Consider the following 11,636-nt stretch of genomic DNA (forward strand, 5'->3'; position numbering starts at 1 on the left):
GCGCTAGACCCGTTTGAGGTCGCGGAAGTCGGCCTGGCGGTAGAACTGGTAGGTGTAACCGTCGACCGACTTGGCCATCACGGCGTCGTGGTTGGGCTGCCACAGCATGATCAACGGCGTCTCGGCGTTGAACAGCTCGATCATCTGCTTGCAGCCCTCTTCGTACTTGGACTTGTCGGTCTGGTAGCGGGCGTCGAGCGTCAGATCTTCCATCTTCTTGCTCTTCCAGCTCGCGAAGTTCCAACGCTGGTCGCGCGTGAAGTAGAGATAGAAGAAGTAGTAGGTGTAGGGCAGCCAGGCCGTCGCGCCGTCGGTGAAGAGCGGCATCTTCTTCTCCGACTCGAGCGTGTTGAACTCGGCGTCGGGCTTCTTCTGGATCTCGACCTGGATGCCGATCTTGCCCAGCGACTCCTTGACCAGCGCCGCCATCGGCTCCGCCGTCGCCGTCTGGCCCGCGGTAAAGGCGAAGGTGGTGGAGAAGCCGTTGGGATGGCCCGCCTCGGCCAGCAGGGCCTTGGCCTTCGCGAGATCGGTCTTGTTGGGAATCGCCTGCGGGAAGCTCGCATCGGGCGGCACGGTGGCCCAGGTGCCGCCGTAGAGCTTGGTGCCGCGGCCGAAGATCGCCGCCTTGAACATGTCCTCGTAGGGCAGCGCCATGGCAACGGCCTGACGTACCTTGAGATTGTCGAACGGCGCCATCTGCGTGTTCATCGAGATGTGCGTGAAGCCGTTGGTCTGCGGGATCGATACGACCTTGGACTTGGCGGACTTCTCGATGGTCGGCAGATCGCTGGCCGCCAGGTCGATGGCGAGATCGGCGTCGCCGCGCTCGATCAGGTTGGCGCGCGTCGCCGGTTCAGGCACGGTCTGGATGATGATGCGCTTGAAGGAGGGCAATGCGCCACCGGCACCGCCGACCCACTTCTCGTTGCGGCGGAGCACGGTGCTCTCACCGGGCTTGTGGCTCTCGATGATGTAGGCGCCGCTGGCCGCGGTGTTCGTCTTCATCCACTCCATCGCCCACGGATCGTCGGCCGTGGCGTTCTTCTTCGCCAGCTTGCTGTTGATCATGATGGCGTAGCAGACGCAGAGATTGGCCAGCGCCAGCCGGTCGGGCTTGTCCAGCGTCACCGTCACGGTCTGTGGATCGACGATCTTGAACTGGTCGGCGCTGGTCAGTGAGCCGGTGGTGAACTGCGGCGCCGCCAGCGACTTCGCCGTAACGTGCCTGTCGAGCGACCACTTGACGTCCTCGGCTGTCACCGGCGTGCCGTCGTGCCAGGTCGCATCCGGGCGCAGGGTGATGGTAATGAGCTTGCTGTCTGGGCTGATGCTGTAGGATTTGGCCAGTTCGCCGCGGATCGTGTCGGGATCGAATGCCCAGTTCTCGCCCACCTTCTTGCGGCCGAAGCTGAACAGACGGTCGTAGACGTTCATGCTGAGGCCGAATGCCTCGCGCGTGGCGCCGGGCATCGTCGTGTCGAGCGTGTTGATGGTCGCGCCGGTCACGTATCTCAGCGTCTCGGCGCGGGTCTGTGCCGATGCCGGCCACGCCCCGCCCGCCATAAACGCTGCACCCGCCGCACCTTGCAGAAGAATTCGCCGCTTCATGTCGCCACCATTCGCCGGATGAAAGGACGCCGTCCGCCGCCTTCACGTCATCGATCGGCCACGCCACGCGCGGCTTCGACGATGACTGCACCCCCAATGCTCACCCGTGGTTACGGGCCGTGAAACGCGAACAGTCTTTGCGAGAGGGACGCAAAAGCCATGCCACCGATGCCACGGTCGGTGTGGCGGTTCTTTCCTGCTTGGAAGACTCTAGCGATTGGCCCGAGTGACGGCGGCGTTCAGAAGGAGGTTGGCGCCGGGAACCGAGCGCGTGAGTTCGATCGCCTCGTTGACGTTGTGGCTGATGCCCTCGAAGCAGGGCGTGAAGATCATCGCGGTCGGCGCCAGGGTGGCGACCGCATAGGCGTCGTGGCCGGCCTGGCTCCTCATCTCGCGATAGGGAAGGCCAAGCTCCTTCGCCGTCGACTTCAGCAGCTCGATGCATTCCGGCGCGAACAGCTCGCTGCCCCAGCTCCAGCCCTCGGCGACCTCGATTTCGACATTGGCCTTCTTCGCCGCGGCGGCGATCGCGGCATCGACCTCGGCGCGCATCGCCTTGAAGCGGTCGGCATCGATGTGGCGAAAGTCGATGGTGAGCTTGACCTGTTCGGCATAGGTGCCGGCCAGGTTCGGGAAACTCTCGATGCGGGTCGTCGTGGTGCGGCCCTCGTCGGCAGCGTAGGCGAGGCCGATGTCGTTGACCGCGGCGATGACGTAGCCGGCGCCGACCAGCGCATTGCGCCGCTGCGCCATCGGCGTGCCGCCGGCATGCCCGGTATCGCCGTTGATCGTGAGACGAAGCGCCTGGGTCTTGTAGCCGCCGACCACGATGCCGACGTCGCAGCCCTCGCGGTCCAGCACGGGCGCCTGCTCGATGTGCAGCTCGAGATAGGAATCGAATTCGCGACCCACCGGCGCGGGGCCGGCATAGCCGATCTCGTCGAGCGCCTGCTCGACCGTGATGCCGGCATCGTCGGTCGTGGCCAGCACGCTCTCGAGGGTTATCACCTTGGCGAAGGCCATGGAGCCCATCATCGGAGGGTTGAAGCGCGCGCCCTCCTCGTTGGTCCAGCAGATGACCTCGATGCCGCGTTTGGTCTGCAGGCCGCGATCGTTCAAGGTCCGCACGACTTCGAGGCCGCACAGCACGCCCAGGATGCCGTCATAGCGACCGCCGCAGATCTGCGTATCGAGATGGCTGCCGATCGCGACCGGCGGCAACGACGGGTCGGTGCCCGGCCGCCGCGCGAAGATATTGCCGAGACGATCGATCTCGACGCTGCAGCCCGCCGACTTCGCCCAGTCGACGAACAGGTCGCGCATCTGCTTGTCCTCGGCCGACAGCGCGAGGCGGCGCAGGCCGACGTCGCGGAAGCGTCCGATCTCCGCCGACCGCTCGAGACTCTCCCACAGGCGCTCGGGATTGACCTCCAGGACGTTTGCGACCATGCGGCGCTCCTTTTGCGTGCGGCTTTCCGAACCGGTGGTGGCATTCTAACCAAGAAGCGTGCCAGCCAGCGAAAGTGACGAAGACATCATGGACGACGATTACGATTACATCATCATCGGCGGCGGCTCGGCCGGCGCGACCCTCGCCGCCCGGCTGAGCGAGGATCCGGCGCTGCGGGTGCTGCTTCTCGAAGCCGGCCGCGATTTCCGGACCGCCGAGACGCCGCACCATCTGCGCATTCCCAATCCGCTGCGCGCCATCGGCGACGACAATTACCGCTACCCGAAGCTGCTGGCGCGGCGCACCGAGCGCCAGGAACCCAAGCTGCTGTGGCGCGGCCGGGCGATCGGCGGCAGCTCGACCATCAACGGCCAGATCGCCATCCGCGGCATCCCGGAGGATTTCGAGGACTGGGCGTCCATGGGGGCCACGGGCTGGGGCTGGGAGGCCTGCCTGCCCTATTTCCGCAAGCTCGAAACCGATATGGATTTCGGCGACGCGCCCTATCATGGCAACCAGGGCCCGCTTCCGGTCTATCGCGCACCAATCGATCAGTGGGGCACGGTCGACCGTGCTCTCCGGGAAGCCGCGCTGGGCCTCGGCTATCCCTGGTGCGACGACCACAATGCACCGACCGGCAGCGGCGTCGGGCCCTACGCGATCAACAGCCGCGAGGGACTGCGCATTTCGACCAATGACGGCTATCTCGAGCCGGCGCGCGGCCGTCCCAACCTCACGATCGTCGGCGAAGCCATCGTCGACATGCTGCAGTTCGAGGGCAACCGGCCGCATGTCAGCGGCGTGCGCGTGCAGGTCGGTGGCGAGGCACGGCACGTCCGGGCCCGGCGCGAGGTCATCCTGTCGGCCGGCGCGATCCATTCACCGGCGATCCTGCAACGGTCCGGCATCGGCCCGCGCGACTGGCTCGACGCGCTGGGGATCGAGGTCGTGGCCGACCGGCCGGTCGGCAAGCACCTGCTCGATCATCCGATCCTCGGCCTCATGCTCGAGCTGCGCGACGATGCGCGCGTGAGCACCTTGATGCATCGCCACACCAACTGCTGCCTGCGCTACTCCTCGCGGCTCGGCGGCGCCGGGGTGGCCGACATGATCATGATCGCCGGCAATCTCAGGCCGGAGGAAGATGGCGGCACGGCGCGCGCACGCCTCGCCGTCTCCGCCTTCGAGGCCTTCAGCGAAGGCACGGTCCGCATCACCACGCGCAACGCCGGCATCGACCCGCAGGTCGACGAGCGCATGCTGTCCGACGAAAGCGATCTCTTGCGCATGCGCGACGGCGTGCAGCGGATGCGCGACCTCTGCCTGCAGCCCGCCTTCAAGGCGATCTCGACGCGGGTCGAGTACGGCATGACGGGACGTTCGATCGAAGACCCGTTCGACGCCGAGGCAATGGACGATTGGATGTTCGCCGAATGCTCCGACGCGCAGCACGCCAGCGGCACCTGCCGCATGGGCGCGGCAGACGATCCACTCTCAGTGGTCGATCCGGAATGCCGCGTGATCGGCTGTTCGGGGCTGCGGGTGATCGATGCGTCGATCATGCCGACCGTGGTGCGCGCCAACACGCATTTCACGACCGTCATGATCGCCGAGAAGATGGCGGACGAGCTGAAGCGCTCTCGCCCCCCGAATGCCTCCTAGCCGCGGAGGTCCTTGGCGCGGGCCTTGTTGATGGCGTCGGTGCAGTTCTGGCCCTTGAGCGGCGCCCGGATCTTCCAGCACATCGTCTCGTCGTCCCGCACGATGCCGGAATTGCAGTAGAAGACGTCCTTCCGCTTCTGCAGCCAGATGCCGCCGGGCACGGCCGCCTTGATCTCGTAGCCGTCGGCCACCAGATCCCACGCCGCCACGCCCGGCCTTTCCTGATGCTGAGAGGCGCAGGTTGAATCACCCGCGGCCACGGACGGCCGAGGCGCCGCGGCGAACTGTGCCTCGGCGCGCCCCACGGCCGAATCGCCGAACAGCGAGGTCTGCGCATAGACGTAGGCCAGGATCGCGAGGACCGCCGCAGCCACGCCCGAAACGATGAGTTTCTTGTTCATTGCCATGTCTCTAATTCTTGCACTTCGATGGCAACCTTTCAACCGGCCGGCCCGGCATCAGGCTAGCCCCTTGGAGGCGATCTCGAAGACGTCGCGCGACAGGCCAGGTTCGGCGACGATGCGCTGGAGCTCGTGCTTCATCAGGGCTTGCCGGCCCTTGTCGTAGCGCCGCCACGAGCCGAGCGGGCCGAGCAGGCGGGCCGCGATCTGCGGATTGAGCTTGTCGGTCGCCAGCACCTGGTCAGCGAGGAAGCGATAGCCGCCGCCCGTGGCCTCGTGGAACTGCACCGGATTGCCCGACGCGAAGGCGCCGATCAGCGAATAGACCCGATTGGGATTCCTGCGGTCGTAGGACGGATGGTCGACCAGGCGCTTCACGCGCTCCAGCGTTCCCTCGGTCGGCGTCCGCGCCTGGATCCCGAACCACTTGTCGAGCACCAGCGCTTCGTCCTTCCAGCGCTCGTAGAAGGATGCGAGCGCCGCCTCGCCCTCAGCGCCGCCCAGCTCCGCGAGCACGGTGAGGCCCGCGACCTGCTCGGTCATGTTGGTCGCGCTCTCAAAATAGGCGACCGCCCGCCGGCGCGCCGCCTCGCCTTTGTCGGTCGAGAGATACTGGAGCGCGGTGCTCCGCAGACGCCGGCGTCCGACCTCGTCGGGCGTGAAGCGATAGGGCCCGGCGGCGTGGTTCGCGTCGTAGGCGGAACTCCAGCGATCGGCGAGCCGGTCGGACAGGACCGAACGAATCCGCTGCTGCGCGGCCCACAGACCGTCGATGTCGATCTCCGGCATGAGTTCGCCGAGAAAAGCGAGGCCCGGCAGGGCCACCGCGTCGGCGATGAAGGAGCGATCGAGCCGCTGGTCGTCGAGCGTGCGGCGGATGGCATCGACGTAATGGTCCGGCACGACCAGCGGCTGGCCGGCCTTGCGCGCCGCGACCAGTTCGAGGATCAGCCGCGCACCGAGCTGCTGGCCGGCTTCCCAGCGTGCGAAGGGATCGCTGTCATGCGCCATCAGGAAGGTCAGCTCGTCGTCGGAGCGCGGCGCCTCGAGCTTCACCGGCGCTGAGAAGCCGCGCAGAAGCGACGCGACCGGCTTCTCCGGCACGTCCTCGAACACGAACACGTCGCGCTGCGTGCGCACGTCGAGCACGCGCGTCGTGCCACCGGCATTGGCTTCGCCCGAAAGCCGCAGCGGCAGGTCGCGGCCCGCACCGTCGAGCAGGCCGACCGAAAGCGGAATGTGCATCGGCTGTTTTTCGGGCTGGGCCGGCGTGGGCCGCAGGCTTTGGCCGACGGTCAGCGTGTAGCGCTTGCCCGCGGCGTCGTAGCTGCCGTCGACCTTGAGGTCCGGCGTGCCGGCCTGGGCGTACCACAGGCGGAACTGCGTGAGGTCTACGCCCGACGCGTCTTCCATCGCGTTCGCGAAATCGTCGCAGGTCACGGCCTGCCCGTCATGGCGCTGGAAATAGAGGTCCATGCCCTTGCGGTAGCGCTCCGGTCCCAGCAGCGTGTGCATCATCCGCACCACCTCGGCGCCCTTCTGATAGACCGTCGCGGTGTAGAAGTTGTTGATCTCGATATACGAGTCCGGCCGGACCGGATGGGCCATCGGCCCGGCATCCTCGGGGAACTGGCCGGCGCGCAGGCGGCGGACATCGTCGATGCGCGCATCGGCGGCCGAGCCCATGTCGGCCGAGAACTGCTGGTCACGGAAGACGGTCAGCCCTTCCTTGAGCGAGAGCTGGAACCAGTCGCGGCAGGTGACGCGATTGCCGGTCCAGTTGTGGAAGTACTCGTGGGCGATCACGGCTTCGATCGAGTGATAGTCGAGATCCGTCGCCGTCTCCGGATTGGCGAGAACGAGCTTCGAGTTGAAGACGTTCAGCCCCTTGTTCTCCATCGCGCCCATGTTGAAGTCGTCGATGGCGACGATCATGAACGTGTCGAGATCGTATTCGAGGCCGTAGACATCCTCGTCCCACTTCATCGACTTCTTCAGCGACTCCATCGCATGGTCGCAGCGCCCGACATCGCCGGGGCGAACGTAGATGCGCAGCGTGACCTCACGACCCGAGCGCGTCCTGAAACGGTCCTCGAGACAGTCGAGGCGCCCCGCGACCAGCGCGAAGAGATAGGACGGCTTGGGAAACGGATCTTCCCACTTGGCGAAGTGCCGGCCACCGTCGAGCGCACCGCTGTCGACCAGGTTGCCGTTGGACAGCAGCACCGGCACCAGGGTCCGGTCGGCCACGATGCGCGTGGTGTAGCGCGCCATCACGTCGGGACGATCGAGGAAGTAGGTGATGCGGCGGAAGCCCTCGGCCTCGCACTGGGTGCAGAAGAGATCGCGCGATTTGTAGAGGCCGGTCAGTTCGGTATTGTCCTGCGGGCGCAGACGCGTCGTGATCTCGAGCGCGAAGGCGTCGGGCACACCTTGGACGGTCAGCGTCTCCGGCGTGACGTCGTGAACAGCGGGCTTGCCGCCGAGCCGGACCGACACGAGCTGCATCTTCTTGCCGTCGAGGACCAGGTCGGCGGGCTTGGTCGCCGCCGCGGGATTACGGCGTACGGCCAGTCGCGCGACGACCGTGGTTGTCTCCTGCCCGAGCTCGACATCGAGATCGACGGTATCGATCAGGAACGGCGGCGGCGTGTAGTCGGCGCGGCGAATCGTATCGGGGGTGGTCGTCATGTCCTTGCTGATGTCCATGGTTTCTCCATACGACGGCGCCGCCCCTACCCGAAATCGTGCTTGCCTCGCGTGACGACTCGCCGCAATCCTGAGGGATCGAAAGCGCTGTTCCCATGGGAATCGCGCTGTCGTGGCACGGCATCGTGCCGCAAACCCGCCACATGGCCTCTTTAGGCCTGTCAGCAGGCTTTCTTGGATGCGGATGACGATTGGACATTGGTCAACACGGACCCTCAGCGTCGGATTGGGACTGCTGCTCCTTTCCGGCTGCGATGTGATGCGCGCAGCACGCGACGACTTCGCAAGCCTCACCGCGCCGAAACCGCCGGCTCCCGCCGCGCCGGTGCGCAAGGCCACGCCCGCACCGCAGCCGGTGGCCGCGGCACGGCCCGCGAAGCCGACGGCCGTCGTCGCACCTGAAGCTGCCATTGAGGTCGCCCCCGGTCCCGCCGTCGACGCGCCGCCGCCCGTGCTCACCGGCTATCGCGAGTCCGAGCTGCGCGCCCTGTTCGGGCCGCCGACCAGCGAGGAGGATCGTCCTCCTGGCAAGCAGTGGCGCTATCGCAACGGCAGATGCACTCTCGACATCCAGCTCTATCCCGATGTCGAAACCAAACAGTACGGAACCCTATCGTACAAGGTGAAGAGCGATGACGACACAGACGAAGGACGACGGTTCTGCCTGGCCCAACTCCAATCCCGGCTACCGGCCGGACGCTGAGATAGAGACCGGCCGGCGAGTCCGCATCGCGTTCGTGGAGGACGATGACGATTTCCGCGAGGCCGCGAGCGGCGAGCTCGGCGACTACGGCTTCGATGTCGCGGCCTTTCGCGACGGCACCGGCCTGGTCGAATTCCTGGAGACGGCCGGCGACATCGAGATCGTCGTGCTCGACTGGAGCCTGCCGCGCGTCTCAGGCATCGACCTGATGCCCAAGCTGCAGCGCGCCGGCATCAACCTGCCGGTGGTGTTCCTGACGGGACACAGCGAACCCAACTACGAACAGCTCGCCCTCGACCGTGGCGCCATCGACTTCGTCGATAAGTCGCGCGGCGTGCCGATCCTGGCCCGCCGCCTGCGCCTGATCGCGGACCGCGCCGACAATCCGATGTCGGCGGACGGTGAAGGCAACTTCCATTGCGGTCGCCTGCTGTTGAAGCCCTCGGTCAGTCGCGCTTTCTGGGACGAGACCGATCTCAACCTGACGGTGACCGAGTTCAAGATCGTGCATACGCTCGCAGCCAACATCGGCAGCTATGTGAGCTATCGCGCTGTCTACGACTGCATGCACTATGTCGGCTTCATCGCGGGCAGCGGCGAGAATGGCTACCGGACCAATGTCCGCTCCTGCATCAAGCGCATCCGCAACAAGTTCCGGGCGATCGATCCCGAGTTCGGCGAGATCCAGAACTACCAGTCGTTCGGCTACCGCTGGGGCAAGGACTAATCTTCCCGTGCTGCGCCACCTCGCCGCTTCGCTGACGCTGAAGCTGGTGGTGCTGATCGGGCTGTTCGTGGCGCTGCCCATCGTGCTCTACGGCCAGTTCGAGAGCGCCGACAGCCAGATGCGGAACCTGGTGACGCGCGCCATCCAGGATCGCAGCGCGCTGATCTCCGAGGCCCTTGCGCCGGTGCTGCGCGACACCGATCCGGCTGCCCCCATGAACATGAACCGCGAACTCGAGAAGTACGCGAGCAGCGGGACCGTTCTGAAGCTGATGTACCAGCCGCCGGCGGCGCGTTCGGCGAGCCGCTTCTTTCTCGTGGGCTCGGCGCCACCGCTCGCGCCCGAGGCCGTGAGCGCGGAACTCGAGGAGCTGAGCCAGCGCGGCCTCCTGCAGCGCCTGTCCGAAGCCTGCACGTGGAACGCCTCCGACGAAATGCGCTACAGCCGTGCCGATGGCACGGTCGAGCTGCTGACGTCCATCATCCCGATCCGCGCCCGCGGCAATTGCTGGATCCTGACGACGACCCACGTCGCGTCGGACTTCCTCAACACCTCGATCGGCCGCCCCTACTGGGAGACACGCGAGGTCCGGATCGCCGCCGCGATCTATCTCGGCGGCGCGCTGCTCGCCGTCCTGGTGGCACTGGGTATGCGTCTCAGCCTGCGCCGCTTCCGCAACGTCGCTGACGAGATCGCGCTGGGCCGCGCCGCCGATGCGACCTTCGTCGAGCGCAACACCGTGCCCGAACTCGCGGGCGTGGCGCGCGATTTCGACCGGCTGGTCCATGAACTGCGCCGGGTGTCGCGCGAGATCAGGCAGTCCGCGGAAGACAATGCGCACTCCTTCAAGACGCCGCTCGCCGCCGTGCAATCGGCGCTGCGTCCGGTGCACCGGGCCGTGCCGGAGGAGGATCAACGCGCCCGGCGGGCGCTCGAGATCGTCGATTCCTCGCTCGCGCGGCTGCTCGGCCTGATGAACGCCGCGCAGCGCCACGACATGGGAACGGCCGACATGATCGACGCACCGCGCGTGCCGACCGAACTCGCGCCCCTGGTCGAGGAGGCGGCGCGACATTTCCAGGAGATCGTCGCAGCGCGAGAAATCGGCCTCGTCCTGAGGCTAGATCGCGGGATCGCCGTTCGCACCGCGGCCGGCATGATCGAAGCCGCTCTGCAGGCCGTCTTGGAGAATGCCATCAGCTTTTCGCCCGGCGGTACGACGGTGACCGTTTCGCTGCACGCGTCCGCCGACACGGTCGAACTGAGTGTCGAGGACGAAGGGCCCGGCATCGACGACGAGAAGATCGAACGTGTGTTCGAACGCTACTTCTCTTCGCGTCCCGACGATGGCATAGGCAGCGATCGCAGCGTCGAGCATTCAGGTCTCGGCCTCTGGATCGTGCGCCGCAACGTCGAGGCATTGGGAGGCCAGGTGAAGGCCGCCAACCGCCCCGCCGGAGGTCTGTCGGTCAGGATGGTGCTGCCCCGGTTCGTCGTCCACTAGCCGGCTTTCGAAAGGTCAGGAGATCATGAGCGCCGTCACCGCAGCCAAGAGAGTGAGCACGCCGCAGATCCGCGCCCGCAAGGGCGGCGAGCCGATCGTCTGTCTCACCGCCTACACCACGCAGATGGCGCGCTGGCTCGATCCGCATGTCGACCTTCTGCTGGTCGGCGATTCGCTGGGCATGGTGCTCTACGGCTTCGACAGCACGCTGCCCGTGACGCTGGACATGATGATCGCCCACGGCTCGGCCGTGATGCGCGGCTCGAGCCACGCCTGCGTGATCGTCGACCTGCCCTTCGGCAGCTACCAGGCCAGTCCCCAACAGGCCTTCCATAGTGCCGCGCGCATCATGTCGGAGACCGGCGCGAGCGGCGTGAAGCTCGAGGGTGGCGAGGTCATGGCCGAGACCGTGCGATACCTCGCGCAGCGCGGCATCCCGGTTTGCGCCCATGTCGGGCTGATGCCGCAGGCCGTGAACGTGGCCGGCGGCTTCAAGGCGACCGGCCGTTCCGACGAAGAGGCGCGGCAGGTGACCCGCGACGCCGAGGCGATGGCCGAGGCCGGCGCCTTCGCGATCGTGCTGGAAGGCACGCTGGAGCCGGTGGCGGCCGCCATCACCAGGTCGCTGCCGATTCCGACCATCGGCATCGGCGCCTCGCCGGCCTGCGACGGCCAGATCCTGGTGTCGGAGGACGTGTTCGGCCTGTTCAGCGATTTCACCCCGCGGTTCGTGAAGCGCTATGCCGATCTCGGCGGAAAGATCGCCGAGGCGGCCGCCGCCTACGGGGCCGATGTGCGGGCTCGACGTTTTCCCGCGATGGAGCATTGCTTCCTGCCCAAATCCGGTGGTCAATCCCGTTCCTAGGGAG

Annotated in this window: 9 protein-coding genes; 5 read left to right on the forward strand and 4 right to left on the reverse strand. The window is 66.5% G+C overall.

Annotation, left to right across the window (positions count from 1 at the left end):
• Nucleotides 1-3: 3 nt before the first annotated feature.
• Both ACQY78_RS12670 and ACQY78_RS12675 read right to left on the reverse strand, forming a co-directional pair.
• The gene (locus ACQY78_RS12670; RefSeq protein ID WP_428686040.1) at nt 4-1,611 is read right to left on the reverse strand and encodes an ABC transporter substrate-binding protein; all 1,608 of its coding nucleotides are present in this window, start codon (nt 1,609-1,611) and stop codon (nt 4-6) included.
• 210 nt (nt 1,612-1,821) lie between these two features.
• Nucleotides 1,822-3,060 carry a Zn-dependent hydrolase gene (locus ACQY78_RS12675; protein WP_428686041.1) on the reverse strand — a complete coding sequence of 413 codons (1,239 nt, stop codon included), beginning with the start codon at nt 3,058-3,060 and terminating at the stop codon, nt 1,822-1,824.
• An 85-nt stretch (nt 3,061-3,145) separates the two neighbouring features.
• Here ACQY78_RS12675 and ACQY78_RS12680 point away from each other — a divergent pair, with 85 nt between their 5' ends.
• Nucleotides 3,146-4,723 (forward strand): GMC family oxidoreductase, encoded by a 1,578-nt coding sequence (locus ACQY78_RS12680; protein ID WP_428686365.1) that lies wholly within the window; start codon nt 3,146-3,148, stop codon nt 4,721-4,723.
• On the opposite strand, the gene ACQY78_RS12685 is transcribed toward ACQY78_RS12680, so the two are convergent.
• Nucleotides 4,720-5,124 carry a hypothetical protein gene (locus ACQY78_RS12685; protein WP_428686042.1) on the reverse strand — a complete coding sequence of 135 codons (405 nt, stop codon included), beginning with the start codon at nt 5,122-5,124 and terminating at the stop codon, nt 4,720-4,722. The genes ACQY78_RS12680 and ACQY78_RS12685 overlap by 4 nt on opposite strands.
• Before the next feature lie 57 nt (nt 5,125-5,181).
• Nucleotides 5,182-7,833 (reverse strand): aminopeptidase N, encoded by a 2,652-nt coding sequence (gene pepN, locus ACQY78_RS12690; protein WP_428686043.1) that lies wholly within the window; start codon nt 7,831-7,833, stop codon nt 5,182-5,184.
• Between the two features lie 259 nt (nt 7,834-8,092).
• Between pepN and ACQY78_RS12695 the strand changes: the two genes are divergently transcribed.
• The 4 genes from ACQY78_RS12695 to panB are packed head-to-tail and all read left to right on the forward strand — an operon-like array spanning nt 8,093 to nt 11,632.
• Entirely contained in the window at nt 8,093-8,536 is a 444-nt protein-coding gene (locus ACQY78_RS12695; RefSeq protein WP_428686044.1) for a hypothetical protein, read from the forward strand.
• Nucleotides 8,466-9,263, forward strand: coding sequence for a response regulator transcription factor (locus tag ACQY78_RS12700; RefSeq protein ID WP_428686045.1), 798 nt, complete (start codon nt 8,466-8,468; stop codon nt 9,261-9,263). Before ACQY78_RS12695 ends, ACQY78_RS12700 begins: the two co-directional genes overlap by 71 nt.
• Before the next feature lie 7 nt (nt 9,264-9,270).
• Nucleotides 9,271-10,767, forward strand: coding sequence for a sensor histidine kinase (locus ACQY78_RS12705; protein WP_428686046.1), 1,497 nt, complete (start codon nt 9,271-9,273; stop codon nt 10,765-10,767).
• Between the two features lie 25 nt (nt 10,768-10,792).
• Nucleotides 10,793-11,632 (forward strand): 3-methyl-2-oxobutanoate hydroxymethyltransferase, encoded by an 840-nt coding sequence (gene panB, locus ACQY78_RS12710; RefSeq protein ID WP_428686047.1) that lies wholly within the window; start codon nt 10,793-10,795, stop codon nt 11,630-11,632.
• The last annotated feature ends 4 nt before the right edge of the window (nt 11,633-11,636 follow it).

This window comes from Reyranella sp. (assembly GCF_965279625.1).
In the GTDB taxonomy this organism is placed as follows: Bacteria; Pseudomonadota; Alphaproteobacteria; order Reyranellales; family Reyranellaceae; genus Reyranella.

Coding starts and splice junctions, on each gene's coding strand:
- ACQY78_RS12695 (WP_428686044.1), top strand. CDS start 8,093: ATGCGCGCAGCACGCGACGACTTCGCAAGCCTCACCGCGCCGAAACCG.
- ACQY78_RS12670 (WP_428686040.1), bottom strand. CDS start 1,611: ATGAAGCGGCGAATTCTTCTGCAAGGTGCGGCGGGTGCAGCGTTTATG.
- pepN (WP_428686043.1), bottom strand. CDS start 7,833: ATGGACATCAGCAAGGACATGACGACCACCCCCGATACGATTCGCCGC.
- ACQY78_RS12700 (WP_428686045.1), top strand. CDS start 8,466: ATGACGACACAGACGAAGGACGACGGTTCTGCCTGGCCCAACTCCAAT.
- ACQY78_RS12675 (WP_428686041.1), bottom strand. CDS start 3,060: ATGGTCGCAAACGTCCTGGAGGTCAATCCCGAGCGCCTGTGGGAGAGT.
- panB (WP_428686047.1), top strand. CDS start 10,793: ATGAGCGCCGTCACCGCAGCCAAGAGAGTGAGCACGCCGCAGATCCGC.
- ACQY78_RS12685 (WP_428686042.1), bottom strand. CDS start 5,124: ATGAACAAGAAACTCATCGTTTCGGGCGTGGCTGCGGCGGTCCTCGCG.